General features: G+C 32.9%; 22 protein-coding genes. 13 read left to right on the forward strand and 9 right to left on the reverse strand.

Going from position 1 to position 23,436, the window contains the following annotated elements; translation table 11 throughout:
* The 9 genes from B0E44_RS18800 to B0E44_RS10090 all read left to right on the forward strand — a co-directional run.
* The coding region (locus B0E44_RS18800; RefSeq protein ID WP_165688786.1) for a hypothetical protein at positions 1-520 on the forward strand (520 nt) is incomplete at its 5' end.
* 219 nt (positions 521-739) lie between these two features.
* Positions 740-1,762, forward strand: coding sequence for an exostosin family protein (locus B0E44_RS10055; RefSeq protein WP_077373902.1), 1,023 nt, complete (start codon positions 740-742; stop codon positions 1,760-1,762).
* A gap of 2 nt (positions 1,763-1,764) precedes the next feature.
* Positions 1,765-2,760 carry a glycosyltransferase family 2 protein gene (locus tag B0E44_RS10060; protein ID WP_077373906.1) on the forward strand — a complete coding sequence of 332 codons (996 nt, stop codon included), beginning with the start codon at positions 1,765-1,767 and terminating at the stop codon, positions 2,758-2,760.
* A gap of 204 nt (positions 2,761-2,964) precedes the next feature.
* Positions 2,965-3,894, forward strand: coding sequence for a methyltransferase domain-containing protein (locus tag B0E44_RS10065; RefSeq protein ID WP_077373909.1), 930 nt, complete (start codon positions 2,965-2,967; stop codon positions 3,892-3,894).
* Positions 3,891-5,009, forward strand: a complete 1,119-nt coding sequence (locus B0E44_RS10070) for a glycosyltransferase (RefSeq protein WP_077373911.1) — start codon at positions 3,891-3,893, stop codon at positions 5,007-5,009. The genes B0E44_RS10065 and B0E44_RS10070 overlap by 4 nt, the downstream gene beginning before the upstream one ends.
* Positions 5,006-6,079 carry a glycosyltransferase family 4 protein gene (locus B0E44_RS10075; protein WP_077373913.1) on the forward strand — a complete coding sequence of 358 codons (1,074 nt, stop codon included), beginning with the start codon at positions 5,006-5,008 and terminating at the stop codon, positions 6,077-6,079. Before B0E44_RS10070 ends, B0E44_RS10075 begins: the two co-directional genes overlap by 4 nt.
* A 1-nt stretch (position 6,080) precedes the next feature.
* Positions 6,081-7,424, forward strand: coding sequence for an O-antigen ligase (locus tag B0E44_RS10080; RefSeq protein ID WP_077373916.1), 1,344 nt, complete (start codon positions 6,081-6,083; stop codon positions 7,422-7,424).
* Entirely contained in the window at positions 7,396-8,403 is a 1,008-nt protein-coding gene (locus tag B0E44_RS10085; protein ID WP_077373919.1) for a glycosyltransferase family 4 protein, read from the forward strand. Before B0E44_RS10080 ends, B0E44_RS10085 begins: the two co-directional genes overlap by 29 nt.
* A 56-nt stretch (positions 8,404-8,459) precedes the next feature.
* Positions 8,460-9,854: an exopolysaccharide biosynthesis polyprenyl glycosylphosphotransferase gene (locus tag B0E44_RS10090; protein WP_077373922.1), complete on the forward strand. Its 1,395-nt coding sequence runs from the start codon at positions 8,460-8,462 to the stop codon at positions 9,852-9,854.
* 1 nt (position 9,855) lies between these two features.
* Here B0E44_RS10090 and B0E44_RS10095 read toward each other — a convergent pair whose 3' ends face one another.
* Together B0E44_RS10095 and B0E44_RS10100 are read right to left on the reverse strand one after the other, a co-directional pair.
* A complete protein-coding gene (locus B0E44_RS10095) occupies positions 9,856-10,995 on the reverse strand; it encodes a DUF4105 domain-containing protein (protein WP_077373926.1) in 1,140 nt (379 codons plus the stop codon).
* A 51-nt stretch (positions 10,996-11,046) separates the two neighbouring features.
* Entirely contained in the window at positions 11,047-12,033 is a 987-nt protein-coding gene (locus tag B0E44_RS10100; protein WP_077373928.1) for a PorV/PorQ family protein, read from the reverse strand.
* Positions 12,034-12,304: 271 nt separating this feature from the next.
* On the opposite strand from B0E44_RS10100, the gene B0E44_RS10105 reads away from it, so the two are divergent.
* Together B0E44_RS10105 and B0E44_RS10110 are read left to right on the forward strand one after the other, a co-directional pair.
* The gene (locus B0E44_RS10105) at positions 12,305-13,027 is read left to right on the forward strand and encodes a phosphatidylcholine/phosphatidylserine synthase (RefSeq protein ID WP_077373931.1); all 723 of its coding nucleotides are present in this window, start codon (positions 12,305-12,307) and stop codon (positions 13,025-13,027) included.
* Positions 13,028-13,034: 7 nt separating this feature from the next.
* Positions 13,035-13,877 carry a glycoside hydrolase family 25 protein gene (locus tag B0E44_RS10110; RefSeq protein ID WP_077373934.1) on the forward strand — a complete coding sequence of 281 codons (843 nt, stop codon included), beginning with the start codon at positions 13,035-13,037 and terminating at the stop codon, positions 13,875-13,877.
* 37 nt (positions 13,878-13,914) lie between these two features.
* On the opposite strand, the gene B0E44_RS10115 is transcribed toward B0E44_RS10110, so the two are convergent.
* The 6 genes from B0E44_RS10115 to B0E44_RS10140 all read right to left on the reverse strand — a co-directional run bounded on the left by B0E44_RS10115 (position 13,915) and on the right by B0E44_RS10140 (position 18,895).
* Entirely contained in the window at positions 13,915-14,148 is a 234-nt protein-coding gene (locus B0E44_RS10115) for a DUF5808 domain-containing protein (RefSeq protein ID WP_077373937.1), read from the reverse strand.
* A gap of 71 nt (positions 14,149-14,219) precedes the next feature.
* Positions 14,220-15,647: a hypothetical protein gene (locus B0E44_RS10120; protein ID WP_077373940.1), complete on the reverse strand. Its 1,428-nt coding sequence runs from the start codon at positions 15,645-15,647 to the stop codon at positions 14,220-14,222.
* A 215-nt stretch (positions 15,648-15,862) separates the two neighbouring features.
* Positions 15,863-16,603: an LPS export ABC transporter ATP-binding protein gene (gene lptB, locus B0E44_RS10125; RefSeq protein ID WP_077373991.1), complete on the reverse strand. Its 741-nt coding sequence runs from the start codon at positions 16,601-16,603 to the stop codon at positions 15,863-15,865.
* A 171-nt stretch (positions 16,604-16,774) separates the two neighbouring features.
* The gene (locus B0E44_RS10130) at positions 16,775-17,122 is read right to left on the reverse strand and encodes a carboxymuconolactone decarboxylase family protein (protein ID WP_077373943.1); all 348 of its coding nucleotides are present in this window, start codon (positions 17,120-17,122) and stop codon (positions 16,775-16,777) included.
* The gene (gene tatC, locus B0E44_RS10135; protein WP_077373946.1) at positions 17,115-17,930 is read right to left on the reverse strand and encodes a twin-arginine translocase subunit TatC; all 816 of its coding nucleotides are present in this window, start codon (positions 17,928-17,930) and stop codon (positions 17,115-17,117) included. Before tatC ends, B0E44_RS10130 begins: the two co-directional genes overlap by 8 nt.
* Positions 17,930-18,895, reverse strand: a complete 966-nt coding sequence (locus B0E44_RS10140) for an SIS domain-containing protein (protein ID WP_077373949.1) — start codon at positions 18,893-18,895, stop codon at positions 17,930-17,932. The genes tatC and B0E44_RS10140 overlap by 1 nt, the downstream gene beginning before the upstream one ends.
* Before the next feature lie 85 nt (positions 18,896-18,980).
* On the opposite strand from B0E44_RS10140, the gene recQ reads away from it, so the two are divergent.
* Entirely contained in the window at positions 18,981-21,176 is a 2,196-nt protein-coding gene (recQ, locus tag B0E44_RS10145; RefSeq protein WP_077373952.1) for a DNA helicase RecQ, read from the forward strand.
* A gap of 134 nt (positions 21,177-21,310) precedes the next feature.
* Here recQ and B0E44_RS10150 read toward each other — a convergent pair whose 3' ends face one another.
* Positions 21,311-21,547: a hypothetical protein gene (locus B0E44_RS10150; RefSeq protein ID WP_077373956.1), complete on the reverse strand. Its 237-nt coding sequence runs from the start codon at positions 21,545-21,547 to the stop codon at positions 21,311-21,313.
* A gap of 239 nt (positions 21,548-21,786) precedes the next feature.
* Here B0E44_RS10150 and B0E44_RS10155 point away from each other — a divergent pair, with 239 nt between their 5' ends.
* Positions 21,787-23,346: an NAD(P)/FAD-dependent oxidoreductase gene (locus tag B0E44_RS10155; protein ID WP_077373959.1), complete on the forward strand. Its 1,560-nt coding sequence runs from the start codon at positions 21,787-21,789 to the stop codon at positions 23,344-23,346.
* The last annotated feature ends 90 nt before the right edge of the window (positions 23,347-23,436 follow it).

Here is a 23,436-nt window from a genome sequence, read left to right on the forward strand (position 1 = left end):
TTGTAATATAGAAGACCAAGTAGATAATAAATATGCTTTGCCAGAAGGGATAGAATATTTTCCAAATTATAATATAGTTGCACAAGATATTCCCGTGACGGATGTTGTCTTTTCTCGCTATGTGTTATCTCACATGAAAGAAATTGACGTGATTCAGTTCCATAATAAAATAATGAATCAATTTAAAAAAGGAACTTATGTTATCCATTTTATTTCGCCAAGTGATTTGAGGCAACATAATGACAGTACAATTTCACTTCAGGAATTTTTAAAATACAGTAAATTGGAATGGGAGAATATACATACTAAATTCGATTATCATAATCGATTGCGATTACCGCAGTTTTTAGAAATTTTCAATAGTTGTGGTTTTGAGTTAGTGCATCTTGAATATGAGAGTACAAAAGTGGGTTCAAAGCAGTATGATTTGTTTAAAAAAGTAAAATTGCATGACGATTATATGGAATATTCGGATGAAGAATTAACAGCAGGAAATATTTTGGTTATTTTAAAAGTTTAGTAATATCCACTAGTAGCAATTAATAAAATAAAAAAAAAGAGTAAAGTGTTGATAGATAATCTTTTGTACTTATTGCGGTCTTACACATAAGGGGTGAAATGTCCTTGCAAAAAAACATAATTATGGACAAGGGTATGAAATTTTTGGGAAAAGTCACTCCTTTTTAGATACTTAAAACTAATTTATGTAATGTTATGTTTTTTAATATGATTAAAAAAAATGATTAAAATTTACACAGATAAAACTTTTATTACTCAAGATTACAGAAGAATAATATTTCCTTTATTGTTTGAATTGTGCTTTATAATAAACAAAAATCTTTTAAATAAGTATGTTTTAGTAGAAACTGTTGAAGAGGCGGATGTAATGGTCGTTCCTATTGATATTGCTTGGTTTTTTAAAAATAATAAGAAAAAATGGCTTAATGATTTTATCGATAAAGGAAATAGATTAAACAAGAAAGTTTGGTTGTATTCAGGAGGTGATTTTGGAATTACTTTAGATAAAGATGTTTACACATTTAGACTAGGAGGCTTTCATAGTAAACTTGACGCAAAAACATTCATATTCCCTTCTTTTATTACAGATCCCTATCTTGGGTTAAAGAAAGAATTTGTACCATTAAATAAATCATTATATCCAACTATTGGTTTTGTTGGCAATGCTAATGGTTCTTTTTTTAAATGGGTTAAAGAATTATTAAATTTTGGATACCTTAACTTTAAAAGGATAACAAAAAAAAACTTTTCAGATTATCAACCGTTTTATCCATCCAGTAGGAAGCGTTATCATTTTTTGAGTTTGCTCCAAAAAAACTTTGAAATCAAAACTAATTTTATTTTTAGAACAAAATATAGAGCTGGAGCTAATAATAATGAAGATTTAAGAGAGTTAACCACAAAAGAGTTTTTTGAAAATATTAATACAAATGCTTATACTTTTTGCTTGAGAGGAGCAGGCAATTTTTCAGTTCGTTTTTACGAGACTTTGGCAATGGGAAGGATCCCGGTATTAATAGATACAGATATTCGTTTGCCAAACGAGGGCGTAATTTCATGGAAAAAACATTGTCTCATCGTTTCAGAAAATAATTTTATGGAAAAATTGATTGATTTCCATAAAAATATAACTGATAAGGAGTTTAAGGAAATGCAAATAAATAATAGAAATTTATGGATAAATCAATTGAACAGGGAAGGCTATTTTAATGAAATTTATACTGCTTTCAAAGACTTAATTTAATTATGAAATTTTCACTGATTATCTGCACTTTCATGCGCCCCAAACCCTTGCTTCAATTGTTGCAATCGGTAAAGGAGCAAACGTTATATCCCAATGAAATTCTCATAATTGACGGGTCTACCGATAATGAAACAGAGTTGACTTTAAAAGAAAATAATTTTGATAATCTTCACTATTACTTAGTTCCAAATGAACACCGAGGTTTAACCAAACAGCGTAATTTTGGGATTGCTTGTGTTGAATCAAATATTGAAGTGGTTTGTTTTTTGGATGATGATACGGTCTTAGAAAAAGAGTACTTTAAGGAATTAATAGATACTTTTAGGTCTAGTAATGCTATCACAGGTGTTGGTGGAGTTGCTATTAACGAGAATAATTGGGAACCAATATTATCCAATAAGAATTATAATAAAGACAAATATTTTTCTTTCGATGGTTTTGTATATAAAGAAGGGCAACGCAATGAAATTCGTAATTACCTAGGTTTACAGTCGAATCTTGCGCCAGGAAAAATGCCTGATTTTTCACATGGGCGAACTTGTGGTTTTCCGTTGAATGATGAAATGTACGAAGTAGATTTGCTGATAGGGATGTCTATGGCTTTTAGAAAAAAAGTCGTTGACCATATACAATTTTCATCTTATTTTGAAGGCTATGGTCTTTATGAAGATGTAGATTTTAGCGTTAGATCTTTGCAGTTTGGAAAAAATGTAATTAATACAAGAATACAACTGAGTCATTTTCATAATCCTTTAGGACGCCCAAATCAATACCAATACGGTAAAATGGTAGTGAGAAATGGATGGTATGTGTGGCGCGTGAAAAATCCTAAACCAAAGGTAATTGATTTTTTTAAATGGCATGCCATCACCATACTTTTGACGATCATACGATTTAGCAATATTATTACGACTAATAATCGAAAAGAAGCTTTTACTGAAGCTTTTGGGAGAACCATGGGCTGGTGGAGTTTGATTTTTAGTAGACCAAAAGAATAGAAGCAATTTTAGCTTTTTAGTTTTGGTTTTTTTTCAATATAGAATTACTAATTAAGTATTCAAAATATTGAACGTATATTGTTATATCCTTATTGGCAATGATTATGCTTAACAAAGTATCAGCAATACCAAAAAAGGAGTATAGTAGAGTATTGGTAGAACAGTTGGTTGGTTCCAGATTTTAATATGATAAATTAAATACTAATGTTAAAAAACATAATACATCCGGATTCTCATTCCAAATTATTCGAAATAACCAATGATTTTTATCTCTTTGAAGATGATTCAAAATTACCTATTCATGAAGGTACTCCAATTTTATTTAGTGCTGAGTCTATATTTAGCAAAGAGGATATTGTTAATTCAAAAAAGACGACACAAGATAGTTCTCATTTAGACACTTCTAATATTAAAAATTACGTTAGAAGAAAATTACTTCCATCACTTTGTGAAGATTTTAATTTAGAAAGAAGGTATGAAACGCTTTCTAAATGTATTCCAGTTAATAGCAAAATGTTAATAGTAGGAGCGGGTGAGAAGATTGATTATTATAAAAATAAATTTCCAAATTGTGAAGTAATTACTTCTGATGTTCATAATGAATTTAAGCCTGATTATATTTTTGACGGTCATTTTATTCCTTTTATGGATAATTCTTTCGATGTTGTTTTAGCCGCTCAAGTTATTGAACATACTATAAATCCTTGGAAATTTTGTCAAGAATTACAGAGGGTTGTAAAGTTAGGAGGATTACTTCAAATTGAAGCGCCTCAAAGTTTTCCCTATCATGCCGAACCGTATGATTTTTTTAGATTTACGTATACTGGAATGAGGAGTTTGTTTCCTCAGTGTGAAGTATTAAAAGCAGAAATAACAGAAGGTAATGCTTCTAATGTAGCTGTGACACTGTCGAATTATTTCATTAACATTAGCTCCAAAAAAAATGTTAGAAGTTGCTGGTTGTTTTTAACAATGATACTATTTGGGTGGATGAAATATTTAGACAGATTGCAAAAAACACCAAATAAGAGGAATGTTTCTATGCCAAAAGGATATGCATTTACTTTTAAAAAAGATACATTAAAAAGGAGTTCAAAAGATTTATTGAAAGAGTTTTATACTTTGAAAAAATGATTTTTGCAATAATTACACAAGTGCCACATGTCTTTGAGAAAGGTATTTATTTATCTTACGAACCTTATGTGCGTGAGATGAATATTTGGGGAAAACATCTTGATGAGTTAATAATTGTAGCTCCGATTATTCAAACTGAAAAAACGGCAATTGATATTCCTTATAATCATGAAAAAATTAATTTTTTTAAGATCGAAGCTATCAGTTTGTTGGGATTTAAAGCTATTTTAAAAGCGATAATTAAGATACCAAAAATTTGTTTGCAAATTTTCAAAGCCATGTCGCAAGCTGACCATATTCATTTGCGTTGTCCCGGCAATATTGGCTTGCTGGGCTGTTTGGTTCAAATTTTATTTCCCAGGAAACCCAAAACGGCTAAATATGCGGGTAATTGGGATCCAAAAGCAAAACAGCCTTGGAGTTACCGTTTGCAAAAATGGATTTTGGGGAATACGTTCCTAACCAGAAATATGCAGGTTTTGGTTTATGGGGAATGGGAAGGAAGTACTAAGAGTATCAAACCTTTTTTTACTGCTTCTTATACTGAAACAGAAAAATCACCAATAACGAAGTTAGATTTGAAAAGGACAATTAATTTTGTTTTTGTTGGAACTTTATCATTGGGGAAAAATCCGTTGTACGCGATTCAGTTAGTCGAAAAGCTATATGACAAAGGACATAAAGTGTCTTTAGATTTATATGGAGATGGTGCAGAACATAGAATTTTGGAAAATTATATTGCATCTAATGGTATAGACAAATACATAGTATTAAAAGGAAATCAAAATCAAGAAACTATAAAAAAAGCATACGAAAGCAGTCATTTTGTAATTTTGCCTTCCAAAAGTGAGGGTTGGCCAAAAGTGCTGGCCGAAGGAATGTTTTGGGGGTGTGTGCCTATAGCAACAAAAGTTTCTTGTATACCTTTTATGTTTGGGGATGATGAAAGAGGTATATTGCTGGAAATGAATCTGGAAAAAGATGTAAAACAACTTGAAACAATCCTGAATGACGAATTGGGTTTTGATTCTAAAAGAGAAAAAGCATCAGATTGGTCACGAAAATATACACTGGATGTTTTTGAAGATGAAATAAAAAAAATGCTTTTGCAATGAGAATCATTCAAATAATAGATTCACTAGAAGCGGGTGGTGCGGAGCGTATGGCAGTGAATTATGCAAATACTTTAGTCGATAAAATTGAATTTTCGGGACTTGTTGCTACTCGTAAGGAAGGTGATTTGAAGAATCAAATCAATCCGAAAGTTTCCTATTTGTTTTTGAATAAGAAAATGCAGATTGATTTTGGGGCACTTTTTAGATTACGATCTTTTGTTTTAAAAAATAAGGCAACTCATATTCACGCCCATAGCACTTCTTTTTTTTTAGCTTTCTTATTAAAATGTATTTGCCCTTATATCAAAATCATAAGACATGATCATTATGGGAACAATGAATTTTTAGTAACAAGGCCGTATTTTGTTTTGAGATATACTGCTCCTTTTTTTAATGGCGTTATTGCCGTAAATCAAAAGCTTAAAAATTGGTCGGAAGTTCAACTAAAAGCAAAAAATGTTATTTATTTGCCTAACTTTCCAGCGAAGGATATGGGGATAGAAGAGCATACAATACTAAAAGGAGTTGAGGGGAAGCGAATAGTGTCTTTGGCTAATTTAAGAGAACAAAAAAATCATTTTTTACTGTTGGAAGTAGCTCAAAAACTAAAAGAATTCTATCCAGATTGGACCTTTCATTTGATTGGAAAAGATTTCGAAGATGAGTATTCCAAAGAAATCAAAAAGAGAATTGAAAAATTTGAATTAAGAAATAATGTATTCCTTTATCGTTCAAGGCAAGATGTAGAAAACATACTCAATCAAGCATCAATCGCAGTTTTGACTTCACAATCGGAGGGATTGCCGGTAGCACTTTTAGAATATGGATTGTATAAAAAAGCTGTAGTGGTTACTAATGTCGGTGAAATGCCTATGATAGTTCAGCATAAAAAAAATGGATTTATCGTAGATTCTGATGATCCCGATTTGTTTTATCAATCGGTAGTCGATTTGATGACTAATGAGACATTGCGTTCTGATTTTGGAATGGCTCTTTATGAAACGATCCAAGTCAATTATACTGCTGAAAGCGTGATGAAAAAATATTTAAATTGGTTGCAAATAAGTTAAAATGAAAAAAGAAGAGTTATCGTATATTTATTTAATACTGTTTCATGCTTTTCTTGGGGGATTAGTATTTGTTTTACCTTTTATTTCCAAAATATATACTTTGGCAATATTTTCGTTTGGTATTTATTATATTGTAAAGAATAGGAACAAGAATAATGAAGCTCTTGTTATATCAGCCTATGTAATAAGCGTTGAGGTTCTTTTGAGAATGACTGACGGGATGATTCTGAATGAGTTTGGTAAATACTCAATATTAATTTTTATGTTTCTGGGAATGATTTATTCGGGATTTTCAAATAAAGCCTTGATATATTGGTTATTCTTAGTTTTGCTGATTCCAGGGATTATTTTATCTGCTATTACCTCAAATTTTGAAACAGATATTCGAAAAGCAATTGCGTTTAACATTTCAGGTCCCGTTTGTTTAGGAATTTCTTCGATATATTGTTACCAAAGAAAAATTACCTTTGATCGATTAAAAGGAGTAATTTCAGCTTTCTCACTACCTTTGGTTGCTATTGTGATTTACTTGTATCTGTACACTCCCAGTGTGAGGGATGTGGTTACAGGAACGCAATCCAATTTTGAAACATCAGGAGGATTTGGTCCTAATCAAGTATCTACTATATTAGGATTAGGAATTTTTATTTTTTTCGTCCAGTTGTTATTGAATTCTAAAAGCAGCATGCTACAATTGATAAATGCTGGATTGGTACTTGTTTTTGCTTTTAGGGGAATTGTCACTTTTTCAAGAGGAGGCGTATTGACGGCAGTTGTCATGATTTTTCTACTTTTGATAGTAATGTATTTTCAAGCCAACTTTAATACGAAGCCTAAAATTGGATTGATTATTTTATTGTCTTTTATGGCTGGATTGGGAGTTTGGGGATACAGTTCTGTTCAAACTGGCGGTTTGATTAATAAACGCTATGCCAATCAAGATGCTAGAGGAAGAGAGAAAAAAAGTCAATTATCTGGTAGGGAAACCCTTATGTCTTCGGAATTGCAAATGTTTTTGGATAATCCTATTTTAGGAGTTGGTGTGGGAAGGAATAAAGAAATTCGGGAAAAGGAAACAGGAATTGTATCGGCCTCCCATAATGAAATCACTAGAATGATGGCAGAGCATGGTTCTCTTGGTTTGATTGATTTAATAATTTTGTTTTGTACTCCTTTGATTTTATTTGCAAACAATCGTGGAAATATATTTGCACTCTCTTTTTTGGCATTTTGGTTGTTGACCATCAATCATGCTGCTATGCGACTTGCTGCTCCTGCTTTTGTTTATGCACTTTCATTGTTAAAAGTTTATACTATTGAAGAACCTGCTGTACATAGGGAATAAATTATCTAAACATGGGCTAACTCCAACTAGCATTGAAATTCTTGGGCCACTTTTGGAACAAGATGGATTTAATGTTGTGTACAGTTCGTCTCAAAAAAATCAAGCGAGACGTTTAATTGCTATGTTGTGGAGTATCTTTCAGTTTCGAAAATTTGATTGTGTTTTAATTGATACCTATAGCACGACCAATTTTTGGTATGCATTTACGACTTCTCAGTTGTGTCGATGTTTACAACTGAAATACATTCCGATTCTGCACGGGGGTAATCTAGCTTCTAGATTGAAGAATAATCCGAAAATTTGTCAAATGATTTTCAAACATTCTTTTAAAAATGTATCACCATCTCTTTTTTTAATAGAACAATTCAAACTAAAAGGTTATGAAAATATTGTTCACATTCCAAATGCTGTTGAATTGGAAAACTATCCTTTTTTGGAACGAAAAAAAGCGAAACCCAAGCTATTATGGGTACGTTCTTTTGCGAAAATTTACAATCCCTTAATGGCAGTTGAGGTATTTGCCTCTGTGAAAAAGAAATACCCCGAAGCGACACTTTGTATGGTTGGGCCTGAAAAAGACGGAAGTTTATTTGATGCCAAACGTAAAGCCACAGATTTAAATTTAGATATACTTTTTACCGGAAAATTATCCAAAGCCGATTGGATAAATGCGTCTCAAGAATATGATATTTTCATAAACACAACCCATTTTGACAACATGCCGGTGAGTGTAATTGAAGCTATGTCTTTGGGGTTGGCAGTAGTTTCTACCAATGTTGGAGGGATTCCTTTTTTATTGGAGGATCAAAAAGACGCCTTGTTAATTCCAGATAACAATGTGGATAAGATGGTTGAATCGATAGACAAATTAATTAAAAATACAGATTTGTTCAGTAAAATTACTGCTAGTGCAAGGCTAAAGGCAGAACAATTTGACTGGCAGGGTATTAAGTTTAAATGGAGTACTATTTTAAAATAAAGAAGGTTTAATTTTATATAATAAGTAACTTGCAACGTAATCCAATTTTGAAATCAATGGATAATCAAAAAAGCATACACTTCGAAATTTCAGAGCGTAAAATTCTTTTACGTTTTTTTGATGTGGTTTTTGTATTATTTGGTTTGTATTGTGTGGGTTTTGTATTTAACTTCAATTATTTTAAATTTTCGACGACTAATTTCTATTGGACTATTGTTCTAGCGGTCTATATTAATGCATTTGGAGCTATTTTCGAAATGTACAATCTCCAAGTAGCCAGTAATCATATTCAAGTGTTGCGAAGCACGATTTTGACTACTTCCACTACGGTTATATTTTATTTGTTGACACCTATTTTTTCTCCAGAACTACCCAAAAACCGTTGGCAATTATTGGTTTTTTATATTGCTGTATTTTTGGCATTGTATAGTTGGAGAATGATTTATGTTAAATTTTTAGCTTCGAATAGGTTTGTTCAAAACGCGGTTCTAATATGTGGCAGAAAACAAGTTGAAGAACTAGTTTTAGGGCTTGAAAGTGTTGATCCTCATTATAAAATAATTGGATATGTCAATTCAGATGATGAGGTGTTTTCTGATTTTTCGGTTCAATATATAAGAGAAATAAAAAGGAAAAAATTGTCTTCATTTGTTATTGAAAATGGAATTTCGGAAATAGTAGTAGCTTCTCAAAAAACGGAGGGTATTACTGCAGACTTATACCAACAATTACTTCGTTTATTAGAATTAGGAATGTCTATTCGCGAATATACACATGTATACGAAAGTAAAACACAACGTATTCCCGTCCAATATATTTCGAGGGATTTTTATCGTTTTTTTCCTTTCAGCCGAAGTAATCAGAATAAATTATACTTGTATTTTATTAGAATATTTGAGATTGTTTTTTCATTGATCGGTTTGGGGATTGGCTTGATATTAATTCCTTTAATTTTAATGTTTAATCTTTTTTGGAACAAAGGAAAACTGTTTTATACCCAAAAACGAGTAGGCAAAGACGGTGTTGTTTTTAAAATCATTAAATTCCGTACAATGGTCAAAAATGCCGAGAAATCTGGAGCTGTTTTTGCTAAGCTAAATGATTCAAGGGTTACCACTTTTGGAAAATTTTTAAGAAAAACCAGAATTGACGAGATTCCTCAATTTATAAATATTTTAAAAGGAGATATGGCTGTGATTGGTCCAAGACCGGAACGACCCGTATTTGTGAAAGAAATTGCCCGAATGATGCCGTTCTATGAAACCCGTCATATTATTAAACCCGGTCTTACCGGATGGGCTCAGGTCAATTATTCTTATGGAGAAAAATTGGAAGACAGCTTGATAAAATTGCAATACGATTTGTATTACATCAAGCACCGAAGCATTTACTTGGATTTAAGTATTGCTTTCAAAACGGTTTCAACGGTTTTGTTTTATAGAGGCCAGTAGACTAGATGATTATTGGAATACGCTTTTTGTGTTTGATAGCCAATCGTGTTAAAATAACCAAATTAGTTATTAGTATTGGTAAAACAATAAGCAAGTGAACTTTTGTGATGATGACAAAGAAATACACAATCATCAATAGAATATTGAAAACTGCAAATTTGTATGTCCACCTGGAGTTTTTTGTACTCCAAAAATACAGCGCTATAAAAAGTATAGGATTAAATAATAACATATTGTAGTTGTATGCTAATTCCTGATGCGAAGAATAAAACCCTAAAAACAGAAATAGGAATCCCAATAAAGCTATAATTGTTAGATAAATATAGTCAATGCTTTTCTTGTTTATAAAAATTACAAATCCCAAAAGTAATAAATAAGTATAACTGTTATTCCACCATGAAGCAGGAGTTTCTTCTTCAAAATTTAATATTGTTTTGTTTTCTTTGGATAAAGGCTGGTTTTGATATTGAATGAGTTTTAAACTTTTTTGAAGCTCATATGGTAAAAATATTTTAGTCCCCATTTGATCCACTTTTGTTCCAAAAACGATACTAGTTCCAAGTTTTTCATAAAAATGATTGTCGAAATACGGAAACAAAATGGATCTGTAGGTTTGATCCGTATCCGTTTTTTTGACGATTACTTTCGCATTTAAGGTTTTATTGATGACATCTACGACCTTCGAAGTGCAATTATTATCAATGAATTTATATTGGTACAAGCGTTCATCAGATAATAATGATTGTGATAGATTGTTGAATAGTTTTTGCTTGAGCGAAAGCGGAATATTCAATTCTTGTTCGTAAACATCTCTTTTTTCATAATTGTATTGATTGATAAAATCAACGAATCGATTGTTTGCTATAAAATAATTTAGATCCCCTTTGATGAACTGCATTACAAAATTGGGTGTGTCAAAATCAAAAGCACCGTAATTATAAACGACATCCAGATTGTTGTCAGTGTCACTAACTCTTATAGCAGTGTGACCAAACAACGAATAGGATTCATTCCCTGTGCCACAAGTAAGGACGCTTATGTGTGCGTTATTTGAAAGTGTAACATTTTGACAGTATGAGTTATAAGTGGCGCTCAGAAAAAGAATACAAGCGAATATTTTTTTTAATAATGAACTCTTCATTTTGCCAATTTTTTAAATATAATTATGGGATGTGATTTTAATGGTCTAAAGTTAACTTCTAAAAAGTGATAAATCAATTCTTATAGAAAATACATTCGAATACAAAGCAGTACTTTGGTTTCCTAATGCCGTCAATGCATAATCAATAGCGATTCCTTTGTATTTGAAACCCAATCCAATATTGGGTTGAAATCCTATTTTTTCACTATTATCCAATTGTGTTACGTGTTGAAAATTACCGACGCCAGCTCTCAAAAAAGCAAGGTTGGTATAACCAAATTCCAAACCAATGGCCGGGTCAACACTTACAAAACTGCTTGATATTAAATCGTTGGTTTGGGTGAATTGCATATTCATATTGGCAGAAGCCAAAAGGCTGTAGTCGTCATGAAAAAGAATTTTTTTGGCCACCCCCAGTTGGGCTTTAGGAAGTGTAATCTCGGTACTCTCAGGCATTTCCTGATTTTGACCCGGAATCGCATCTGCAATTTTTTGATATTCTTCTTCGTTAATGTTCCAAATGTTATAGGTGGTCGTGATATCTCGAAGCATTAATCCAAATTGCCAATCATTCTTTTCAAATTGCAATCCAAAATCAAAACCAAATCCCCATGAAGTTGCAAAATCCCCAATTATTCTTCGGATAATTTTGGCATTTACTCCATATTGAAATCCCTGTACAGGTAATTTTACAGCATACGAAAAAGTAAAACCATAATCGGCAGTAGAAAAAAGAGATATTCTATTATAATCGATGTTTCCTTCATTATCTATCAAATCGGTGGTATTCATAATGTCATCAACACCAAAACGAATCAATGAAATCCCCCAAGCCGTTCTATCATCAATGGGACTGGCATAGGCTGCATAATCATATTTGGCAATATTCGCAAAGTAATTGGAATGCATTAAGGCCATTTGATCGCCTTCCAAATGAAGTAATCCCGCTGGATTCCAATAACAGGAATTGACATCAGAAGTAGAAGCAACAACAGCATTTGATATCCCTAAAGCCGCTGCATCCACACCAATATTCATAAACTCATTCGAGTATTTTCGAACGGTTTGACTATAGATTGTGTTTACAATGAAAAGGAATAATAGGAACTGTATTTTTTTCAAAAGATATTATTTGGAGTCTTGATGAATTTTTAATTTTCACCAAAAATAAAGTTTTTTGATGATGTAACTGCTTCAATTCAATGAATTAATAATTTTTGTTTGTAAGCAATTAAAATCTCTTAATAAAACAAGTATCTCTTTCACTTATTGTGTTAAATTTGTCGAGCTATAATTCAATCTAACAATTATGAACATCAAGAAACACGTTCCGAATACAATTACTTTATTAAATCTTTTTTGTGGCTGTATCGCTGTGGTATTTGTAAGTAAAGACCAATTTGAAATGGCATTCTTTTTTGTTTGCCTCGGAATTTTTTTAGACTTTTTTGATGGTTTTTTTGCGCGTTTGTTCAAAGTATCTGGGGCTTTGGGACTGCAGTTGGATTCTCTTGCCGATATGGTGACAAGTGGTGTGGTTCCTGGATATGTAATGTTCAAAATGATGCAAAGCAGTTCGGTTTATATGAGTGAGGGTTACCTGCAATTTTTTCCTTATTTGGGTTTTATAATTACTTTGGGATCATGTATGCGTTTGGCGAAATTCAATATTGACACGCGTCAAACCGATTCGTTTATTGGGTTGCCAACTCCTGCAAATGCTCTTTTTATATTGAGTCTTCCTTTGGTTTTGGAGCATTTTTCTGCGGATTCATTGATGGTAATTGAAATTTTGACTGAGAAATGGGTTTTGCTGTTAATTTCATTATTTAGTGCCTATATACTGAATGCAGAGATTCCTTTATTTTCTCTAAAAATCAAAAAGTTTAATTTCAAGGACAATGCACTTCAGGTAATTTTCCTTGCAGTATCTGTTTTATTGTTGCTGTTTCTTCAGTATTTAGGGGTTACATTGGTTATTATTTTCTACGTTTTACTTTCTGTAATTAATAATAAGTTTCAAAAGAAGTAATTTTTGGATGAGAAAAAATAGCAGTATTATACCAAGGCGTAAACCAAAAAAGAAAAAGACAGGTTTTTACGGAAAGTGGATTGATTTCTTTTTTATTGGGATTGCGATACTTTTTATTCTTTCAATTGCTTATCATTACCGATCAGGTTTAGCTAATTACTTAGGCTTTAAATCACACTCTAAAAACAGTATTGACGTTTTTTCCGAAGCCCGAAATTTAAAGGTTTTAGAAAAAAACGAAGGTAAAGTTGTAGGTATAGATGTTTCCGAGTATCAAGGAAAAATCCGCTGGTCCTATGTGGACACTATTGAAGAAAAATATCCTTTGCGTTATGTTTTTATTCGGGCAACCGTTGGGAAAGACAGGGTAGACCGTCAGTTTAAGAAAAATTGGCTTGGCGCCAAAGAAAATAAAATGATTCGCGGGGCCTATCATTATTATCGTCCAAACGAAAATTCTCTTGAGCAAGCCGAGCTTTTTATTAAAACAGTAAAACTGAAAAAAGGGGATTTGCCTCCTGTTTTGGATATCGAAAAACTGCCAAAAGAACAGTCGATAGAACGTCTTAAGATTGGTTTAAGACGCTGGCTAAAAGCAGTAGAGTCGCACTATGGAGTACGACCAATAATTTATTCTGGCGAAAAATACTATGATGATTTTCTCAAAGAGGAGTTTAGCGATTATCTTTTTTGGATTGCCAATTATAACTTTTATCGGGAAGAAATTCAGGACGAATGGCTTTTTTGGCAATTTACAGAAAAAGCTACTGTGCCTGGAATAGATTATAATGTCGATGTTAATGTTTATAATGGCGATTTACAGCAGTTACAATATATTACGGTAGAATAGTCTTCAGATTTCAGATTAAGAATGTTAAACAGCTTGATTATTTATTCAAAATAAAAAAAATAACCATTCCAAAAAAAGCCAAAGCAATTAGTAAAGCCAATATCGATTTTGGGTTTGCAAAATTTATGGTGCTGCCCATATCTTCAATTCTCTTAGGGGGAAAAATACGTTTGTCTTCTTTGTTATAATAAAAAATTCCCCAAATCCAATTATTGGGATCTTTGTTCCACTTGTCTAAGGTTTCTTTTGAAGGATCTTGGTTTAAAGCCATTTTTAGAGTTTTCAATAAAAATAAGAAATCCCATCAATTTTAGATGATGGGATTTCTAGGTTTGTATATTTTTAATTACTTAAGGGACATGTTTTATTGTAGTCTTCTATTACTTTGTATATTCCTTCAATTGATTTTAAATCTTTTGCTTCAAATTTTAAATTACTGCAATCAAAATATTGATTTGCGTTAAGTAAGAATTTGTCTTCCGATAAGATATTATTTAGATAAAGCCCTTTTTCTTGTTTTTTAATTTTTATTATTAATTCTTTGCTGTTAACAGGGTTTACTAGCAACATTGCGTTTTCATTTTCTAATAAAATTTGGTAAAACAAAGAGTTGTCCAATGTAAGGTTTGTGTATTTTTCCAAATTTGATAATCCAGTTACTTTTAATCCTAGATAGCACTGTGTGTTTCCTTTATTTTCTACACAAAAGCGCACACCATTTTTTGATTTATAGGTATGAACTTTATAATCAGAACTGTTTTTTTTGGGTTCTAAATAATCTACTTTTTGTCCATAAGAGCCATCAAGATCAACCATACCAGGTCCAGACATTGGATCATTTAGATCTGGTCCCAGCATGAAAGTTATTTTTCCTTCTAGTTTTTCTCCTTTTTCATTGATAAGATATCCTTTTTTGAAAACTATATTAGGTGATGCTTCTTTAGCAGCAATTCCTTTTTCAGCGTTCAAATGGTGACCAAGTTTATATCCTTGGAATAAAACCATTGCAACAATGTTTCTTGCATTTATATCAGACTCTAAGTTGGATGTTCCGTTTGGATCATATTTAATCCCTATACTTTTCTTCTTTTCTAATACTAATTGCTCTTTCCATAGCCCATTAGTTGCTGGATTAACTGCTGAACCTGAGCTCATCCATTCTCCAATCAAATTCTTGTCAGAATCATAAACGTTGTATGATAACATATCAGCAAATCCTGACAACTTGGTTACATTGCGTGATATGCTTCCTATTCTTAATGTATCTTGTTTTATGATATCCCCTTTTTTATTTATAGTGATTTTATTACTGTTGTATAAATTAATTGATGCTTCACTATCCAATTTTATTTGTTCGTTTTTTTTGTCGCAAATAGCATTCATATCTATTTTGTCACCATTGACAAAATCTTTCAGAGCTTTTTCATCAATTCCATTTGGAGTTAAGAATTTTTTGTCTTCATATGCAAGTATGGAAATTAAATTTTTTTCATAACTCCACATGAAATATATTTTACTATAAGTCAGGTCGTTAGTTTTGTTGTCGGATAAATCAGTAACAACTAACCAATTTGAGGTACTGCCATCAATTAGGGTTTTTGCTTTTTGCTGGGTTGTAAAAAGAGCTTTGCCATCAAGACTGCTGAAGGTGTAAACTTGTTTTTTGTCTGAAATAAGACCTACTTCTTTGCCGTCTAAAAGTATTTTTCCACTTTTTACTTTTACATCTTGGCTGTGGGTTAAAATGCTAGTAAAAAGTAATACTAACATAAATACGAATCCATTTTTTTTCACTGTTTTAAAAATATTTTTGGGTTATTAATTATAGGTAAGAAAGATAATTTTTCTAAGCGCTATTTATTACTTTCTAAAACTAAAATAAATGCAATTTTAATAATTGAAATATTATATTTTTAGATTCCCAAATATATGTAAAAAAGAATTAGATTCAGAAAATACAATGTTTTTTTTGTATGAAAAAAGGTTTAAAATTCTAACTTCTTTTTTCTTAATTCGAAATTTTGACCTAGGTATACACGACGAACCATTTCGTCTTCAACCAATTCTTCGGGAATACCTGCTTTTAGGATTCCACCTTCAAACATCAAATAAGTTTTGTCGGTAATAGCTAATGTTTCCTGTACGTTGTGGTCGGTTATTAAGATTCCGATGTTTTTATTTTTTAATTGAGCTACAATTCTCTGAATATCTTCTACGGCAACTGGATCGACACCTGCAAAAGGTTCGTCAAGTAAAATGAATTTCGGGTCTGTAGCCAAACAACGGGCAATTTCGGTACGGCGACGTTCCCCTCCCGAAAGCAAATCCCCGCGGTTGGTGCGGATGTGTTCCAAGCTAAATTCGGCAATTAAACTTTCCATTTTGGCTACTTGCTCTTCTTTGGAAAGTTTAGTCAATTGTAATACGCTCAAAATATTGTCTTCGATACTTAATTTTCTAAAAACAGAAGCTTCTTGTGCCAAGTACCCAATTCCTTGTTGGGCTCTTTTGTACATCGGATAATCAGTAATATTCAAATCGTCAAGATAAATATTTCCAGAATTTGGTTTTACCAATCCTACAATCATATAAAACGAAGTCGTTTTTCCAGCACCATTAGGCCCCAAAAGACCGACGATTTCACCTTGGTTTACTTCTACCGAAATGCCTTTTACAACAGAACGGCCTTTGTAAGTTTTTATTAAATTTTCTGCTCTTAATTTCATTTTTTTTAAGTTGCTAAGTAGCATAGTTACTGAGTAACTAAGTTTTTATTGTTGCAAAGAAACGAATTTCGTCTATTTGGTTTTAGGTTTTAACTTCAATTTTGGTTTTTAATCTTGCCAACTAGAATCCGAAATATGACGAACTGCTATCTGATTTTTGACACCTGCAACCTATTTTTGTTCCTCCAATGCTTCCCAGAATTCGTATGCTCTGCGTAAATGAGGTACCACGATTGTACCTCCTACAAGGGTTGCGATTCCCATGGCTTCCATCATTTCTTCTTTGGTGACACCTTCCTTATAGCTGGTTTCCAAGTGGTATTTTACGCAATCATCACAACGTAAAACAGTTGAAGCCACTAATCCTAAAAGTTCTTTGGTCTTCACATCCAGTGCTCCAGGAGCATAGGCATTGGTGTCTAGATTGAAAATACGCTTTACTATTTTGTTATTGTCAGCCAATAATTTTTCGTTCATTTTAGAACGGTAGTCGTTGAATTCTTGAATTATATCAGACATTTTCTTTCTTTTTATTTAATACTACAATTTTTGAAATCAAGATACTTACTTCATATATAATCAGCATTGGGATGGCAACAATGGTTTGACTCACCACATCTGGCGGAGTCACAATTGCAGCTACAATCAAGATGATTACAACGGCATATTTCCAATATTTTCTTAAAAATTCGGGTGTTACCAGACCTAATTTGGTTAAGAAATAAATAATTATAGGAAGCTCAAAGAACAATCCACTGGCAAGAATACTGGTTTTGACCATTCCTATATAGGATTCCAAAGTAAATTGGTTCAGTACAACATCACTTACGGTAAAAGTAGCCACAAAATTAACTGACATTGGAATCACTACATAATAGCCAAATAACACACCCAAAAAGAAAAGTAAGGAAGAGCTAAAAATGAAAACTCGAGCATTTTTCTTTTCTTTTTCGTATAAAGCGGGGCTAATAAATTTCCAAATCTCCCATAAAATATAAGGAAAACTTAAAATGAAACCGGCCAAAATACACATCCATACAAAAACATTAACCTGACCTTCCATTTCTGTATTCTGAATAATAAATGGCATCTCAGTTATGCAGATACTTTCAGCAAAACCCAATTGATGCGACAATTCACAAAAAAAATGATACGTAAAAAAGGAAGCTCTTGTTGGTCCAAAAATAATTACGTCAAATAAATAATCACTTATTGTATAAGTCACACACGCCATGATTATTATTGCTACAGTACTTCGAACTAATAACCATCTTAATTCTTCGAGATGGTCTAAAAAGGACATTTCGCCTAAGTTTTTCTTCGCCATTATACAATCCCTTCTTTTAAAATATCATGTAAATGCAATACACCTTTGTACTCACCATTGTCAACAACGATTAATTGAGTGATGGAGAAATCCTCCATAATGTTGAAGGCGTCCACTACCATATCTGTTGATTGTACTGTTTTCGGGTTTTTAGTCATAATGTCTTTAGCGGTCAATTCTGCAAAAGTATCTCTGTCGTTTAACATTCTTCGAATATCTCCGTCGGTAATTATTCCAATGACCTTGTTGTTTTCTACAACAGCGGTAACCCCCAAACGTTTTTCTGAAATTTCGAAAATCGCTTTTTTAATTGGAGTCTCTGGGCCTACTTCTGGTTTTAAGGTATGTTCAAGCATATCTTTCACACGAAGTAATAATTTTTTACCCAAAGCACCACCTGGATGATACACAGCGAAATCTTCGGCTTTAAAATCTCTCATTTCCATTAGACATACCACAATGGCATCTCCCATAACTAGTTGGGCTGTTGTGCTATTTGTAGGCGCAAGATTCAATGGACAAGATTCAGAATCAACGGTTGTATTCAATACATAATGAGAACCTTTGGCCAAAAAGGAAGTCATATTTCCAGTCATCCCAATTAATTTATTACCAAAACGAGTCAAAAGTGGAACTAATGATTTGATTTCTGGACTATTACCGCTTTTTGAAATACAAATGATAACATCGTCTTTTTGAATCATTCCTAAATCCCCATGAATTGCTTCTGAAGCATGCAAGAATAAAGATGGTGTACCTGTTGAATTGAATGAGGCTACCATTTTTTGAGCAATAATGGCACTTTTACCAATTCCAGTCACGACTAATCTTCCTTTGGAATTGTAGATACACTGTACCGCTTCGGCAAAAGTTTCGTCAATGAAATCAATTAATTTTGCAATAGATTGGCTTTCGGATTCAATAGTTTTCTTGGCATTGGCCAGTATATTTTCCTTTGTAATCAAAACTGATAATTTTAAATTTGTATGTGTAAAAGAAAGTTGTATCTTTATGTACCGCAAATTTATATAAAATACCACATATTAAAGAATGAATTCAAACGAAATTGACATACACAAAGAATTAAAGAAATATTTTGGCTTTAGCCAATTCAAAGGCCTGCAGGAAAAAGTAATAACGAGTTTGCTTAATAAACAAAATACATTTGTTATTATGCCAACAGGAGGAGGTAAATCGCTTTGTTATCAATTGCCCGCTTTAGTTCAAGAAGGAACTGCAATTGTTGTCTCTCCTTTGATAGCATTAATGAAAAATCAAGTCGATGCGATCAGAAGCCTTTCTTCCGAAAATGGAATTGCCCATGTTTTAAATTCCTCCCTTACCAAAACCGAAATTACTCAAGTAAAAGCCGATATTACAGCGGGTATCACAAAATTATTGTATGTAGCTCCCGAATCCTTAACTAAAGAGGAGTATGTAGCTTTTCTTCAAACGGTACCTCTTTCATTTGTTGCTATAGATGAAGCGCACTGTATTTCAGAATGGGGACACGATTTTAGACCGGAATATCGAAATCTAAAGAATATCATTAAGCAATTGGGGGAAGTTCCTATTATTGGACTTACTGCCACGGCTACTCCAAAAGTACAGGAGGATATTTTGAAAAATCTTGAAATGGCAAACGCCACTACATTTAAAGCTTCATTTAATAGAGCCAATTTGTTTTATGAAGTTCGAACCAAAACAAAAAACATTGAATCGGATATCATTCGATTTATAAAACAACATAAAGGAAAATCCGGAATTATTTACTGCTTGAGTCGTAAAAAAGTTGAAGCAATTGCTGAGGTTTTACAGGTAAACGGAATAAGTGCCGTTCCTTACCACGCTGGTTTGGATGCCAAGACACGTGCCAAACATCAGGATATGTTTTTGATGGAAGATGTAGAAGTTGTTGTGGCAACTATCGCATTCGGAATGGGAATCGATAAGCCAGATGTGCGTTTTGTGATTCATCACGATATTCCAAAATCATTAGAAAGCTATTATCAAGAAACTGGAAGAGCCGGTCGTGATGGTGGCGAAGGACATTGCCTTGCTTATTATTCCTATAAAGATGTTGAGAAATTAGAAAAATTTCTATCTGGAAAACCAGTCGCCGAACAGGAAATAGGCTTTGCTTTATTGCATGAAGTGGTTGCTTATGCAGAAACATCTATGTCGAGACGTAAATTCTTATTGCATTATTTTGGTGAAGAATTTGACAGCGAAACCGGTGAAGGAGCCGATATGGATGACAATGTTCGTAACCCTAAAAACAAAGTGGAAGCCAAAGAAGAAGTGCTTAAGCTATTGGAAGTTGTCAAGAAAACCAAGCATATATACAAATCAAAGGAGATTGTTTTTACCTTAATTGGTCGTGTGAATGCTGTTATCAATGCCCATAAAACAGATTCTCAATCTTTTTTTGGATCAGGTTCGAATCATGACGAAAAATTTTGGATGGCATTATTGCGACAGGTACTTGTTGCAGGTTTATTGTCTAAAGATATAGAAACCTACGGAATTATAGAAATTACCAAGGAAGGATTGGCCTTTATGAAAAATCCAGAATCTTTTATGATGTCCGAAGACCATGAATATAATGAGTCTGAAGACGAAGCCATAGTAACCGCCGCAAAATCATCTGGAACCGCTGACGAATTATTGATGACGATGTTGCGTGAGTTGCGAAAAAAAGTAGCCAAAAAATTAGGTGTTCCTCCATTTGTGGTTTTTCAAGATCCTTCTCTAGAAGATATGGCTTTGAAATACCCAATTTCACAATCCGAATTGATTAATATTCATGGTGTAGGAGAAGGAAAAGCAAAAAAATACGGTAAAGAATTTATTGAATTAATAAACCGATATGTAGAAGAGAATGATATTATACGTCCTGATGATTTGGTTGTAAAATCTACTGGGGTCAACTCCATCAATAAATTATACATTATTCAAAATATCGACAGAAAGTTAGCTTTGACAGATATCGCTTCCGCAAAAGGGTTGAAAATGGATGATTTGATCAAAGAAATGGAACAAATTGTTTATTCTGGAACCAAATTGAATATCAAATATTGGATAGACGAAATGCTAGATGATGATCAACAAGAAGAAATCCATGAGTATTTTATGGAATCGGAATCCGATAATATAGAGAAAGCACTAAAAGAATTTGATGGCGACTATGATTTGGATGAATTGCGCTTAATGCGAATAAAATTCATTAGCGAAGTCGCTAATTAGTTAGCAGATTTCAGAAAAAAGTCAATGCAAGCTGTTTTCTCACAAATCAAAAAAGCCGATTTTCATACGAAAATCGGCTTTTTTGATGTTTAGATTTATAAAGGATCTAGTGTAGTCTTTCTTCTGCAACCTGTTTACTGATAAACTTCTCCACGGTGTGGCTTCAATGCATCGCGCACTTGAATCATATTTTCTTCTGTTACTACCATATATGCAATCGCATACATTTCGTCCAAAATTTGGAACCCAGTAATGTTTAACGGTAATTTTTCAATGCCGATGTATTCTTTCAAATGAATTTCGTGATGTTCGGCTGTTTTTGCCGAAGCAGGACCACGAAAATCCCATATTAGTTTTATTTTTCTGGACATTATTTTATAGGTGCAAAGTTTCAAAGAAACAAAGGTACAAAGTCTATTTTGAAAATGGATTTTATATTAAAGAACTAATTTCATTTCAAAATGTTATTTTTGCATGTTCTTTTCATATGATGAAATTTTTTATTTTTTATTTGTCATATGTAATTCGCATATCAGCATTGGTATTTGTTACCATTTAACGGTTATGCTCATTTCATAAAAAGAAAAGCTAATAGAATAAATAAGATACAATGCCAAGAGAACTTTTACTTCAAGTAACACCAGAAATAGCTTCAAACGAAATGTTGTTACGTGACTATTTGTCCAAACAGATAAAAGTTTCGGCAAATGAGATTCAGCATGTTGTTATTTTGAAACGATCCATTGATGCCCGTCAAAAAGCGATCAAAATCAATCTGAAAGTTTCGATTTATTTGAAAGGAGAACCTTTTCAGGAACATAAAATAGAATTACCTGATTATAAAAACGTTTCAACTGCCCAAGAAGTTATTGTTGTAGGAGCAGGGCCGGCTGGACTTTTTGCCGCTTTACAATTAATTGAGTTGGGTTTGAAACCAATAGTTATCGAACGTGGAAAAGATGTTCGTGGCCGCCGCCGCGATTTGAAAGCAATAAATAGAGATCATATTGTTGATGAGGATTCCAATTATTGTTTTGGTGAAGGAGGAGCAGGAACCTATTCGGACGGAAAATTATATACCCGTTCCAAAAAACGTGGTGATGTCACTCGAATATTAGAGTTGCTTGTTGCTTTTGGTGCTACAGGAGATATATTGGTAGATGCACATCCGCATATTGGGACGAACAAATTACCTCAAATTATACAAGATATCAGAGAGAAAATCATAGAATGTGGCGGACAAGTTTTGTTCGAAACTCGGTTGACCGATATTTTGATAAAGAATAATGAAGTACAGGGAATTGTAACTCAAAGTGGAGATACGATTTTGGCAAATAAATTAATTCTGGCTACAGGACACTCTGCTCGGGATATATTTGAATTATTGGATAAAAAGAAAGTGCTTATAGAAGCCAAACCTTTTGCGTTGGGTGTAAGAGCCGAGCATCCTCAATCGTTAATTGATAGTATTCAGTATAGTTGTGATTATCGTGGCGAACATTTGCCACCAGCACCTTATTCTATTGTTAAGCAAGTTAATGGTCGCGGAATGTATTCTTTTTGTATGTGTCCGGGAGGTGTAATTGCGCCTTGTGCTACCAGCCCAGGAGAAGTTGTAACCAATGGTTGGTCGCCATCTAAAAGAGACCAAGCAACAGCCAATTCCGGAATTGTAATTGAATTAAAATTGGAAGATTTCAAACCTTTTGCAAAATTTGGAGCTTTGGCAGGAATGGAATTTCAAAAAAGTATCGAACAAAAAGCATGGCATTTGGCTGGGGAAACCCAAAAAGTACCAGCACAACGAATGGTCGATTTTACACAAAATAAGGTTTCATCCAGTATTCCAAAAACCTCTTATGTTCCAGGGACTACTTCGGTAGAAATGGGGCAGGTTTTTCCTGGATTTTTATCACAAATATTAAGGGAAGGATTTACAGAATTTGGAAAATCAATGCGAGGCTATCTGACAAACGAAGCTATTTTGCACGCACCAGAATCGAGAACTTCTTCACCTGTACGTATCCCTAGAGATGGTGTTTCCTATGAGCATTTGCAAATTAAAGGATTGTATCCTTGCGGAGAGGGAGCCGGTTATGCAGGTGGAATTATTTCTGCCGCCATTGATGGAGAAAAATGTGCTTTGAAAATTGCTGAAGCTTTGAAATGATGTAATTTGGATTGATGATATAATAAGACTACTTCAAATATTTAAAGTAGTCTTATTTTATTATTTAAATTTTCTTGTCTGTCATTTTTT

Source organism: Flavobacterium sp. A45, from assembly GCF_002001005.1.
Classification (GTDB): domain Bacteria; phylum Bacteroidota; class Bacteroidia; order Flavobacteriales; family Flavobacteriaceae; genus Flavobacterium.

Coding starts and splice junctions, on each gene's coding strand:
- B0E44_RS10055 (WP_077373902.1), top strand. CDS start 740: ATGATTAAAATTTACACAGATAAAACTTTTATTACTCAAGATTACAGA.
- B0E44_RS10060 (WP_077373906.1), top strand. CDS start 1,765: ATGAAATTTTCACTGATTATCTGCACTTTCATGCGCCCCAAACCCTTG.
- B0E44_RS10065 (WP_077373909.1), top strand. CDS start 2,965: ATGTTAAAAAACATAATACATCCGGATTCTCATTCCAAATTATTCGAA.
- B0E44_RS10070 (WP_077373911.1), top strand. CDS start 3,891: ATGATTTTTGCAATAATTACACAAGTGCCACATGTCTTTGAGAAAGGT.
- B0E44_RS10075 (WP_077373913.1), top strand. CDS start 5,006: ATGAGAATCATTCAAATAATAGATTCACTAGAAGCGGGTGGTGCGGAG.
- B0E44_RS10080 (WP_077373916.1), top strand. CDS start 6,081: ATGAAAAAAGAAGAGTTATCGTATATTTATTTAATACTGTTTCATGCT.
- B0E44_RS10090 (WP_077373922.1), top strand. CDS start 8,460: ATGGATAATCAAAAAAGCATACACTTCGAAATTTCAGAGCGTAAAATT.
- B0E44_RS10095 (WP_077373926.1), bottom strand. CDS start 10,995: ATGAAGAGTTCATTATTAAAAAAAATATTCGCTTGTATTCTTTTTCTG.
- B0E44_RS10100 (WP_077373928.1), bottom strand. CDS start 12,033: ATGAATATTGGTGTGGATGCAGCGGCTTTAGGGATATCAAATGCTGTT.
- B0E44_RS10105 (WP_077373931.1), top strand. CDS start 12,305: ATGAACATCAAGAAACACGTTCCGAATACAATTACTTTATTAAATCTT.
- B0E44_RS10110 (WP_077373934.1), top strand. CDS start 13,035: ATGAGAAAAAATAGCAGTATTATACCAAGGCGTAAACCAAAAAAGAAA.
- B0E44_RS10115 (WP_077373937.1), bottom strand. CDS start 14,148: ATGGCTTTAAACCAAGATCCTTCAAAAGAAACCTTAGACAAGTGGAAC.
- B0E44_RS10120 (WP_077373940.1), bottom strand. CDS start 15,647: ATGTTAGTATTACTTTTTACTAGCATTTTAACCCACAGCCAAGATGTA.
- lptB (WP_077373991.1), bottom strand. CDS start 16,603: ATGAAATTAAGAGCAGAAAATTTAATAAAAACTTACAAAGGCCGTTCT.
- B0E44_RS10130 (WP_077373943.1), bottom strand. CDS start 17,122: ATGTCTGATATAATTCAAGAATTCAACGACTACCGTTCTAAAATGAAC.
- tatC (WP_077373946.1), bottom strand. CDS start 17,930: ATGGCGAAGAAAAACTTAGGCGAAATGTCCTTTTTAGACCATCTCGAA.
- recQ (WP_077373952.1), top strand. CDS start 18,981: ATGAATTCAAACGAAATTGACATACACAAAGAATTAAAGAAATATTTT.
- B0E44_RS10150 (WP_077373956.1), bottom strand. CDS start 21,547: ATGTCCAGAAAAATAAAACTAATATGGGATTTTCGTGGTCCTGCTTCG.
- B0E44_RS10155 (WP_077373959.1), top strand. CDS start 21,787: ATGCCAAGAGAACTTTTACTTCAAGTAACACCAGAAATAGCTTCAAAC.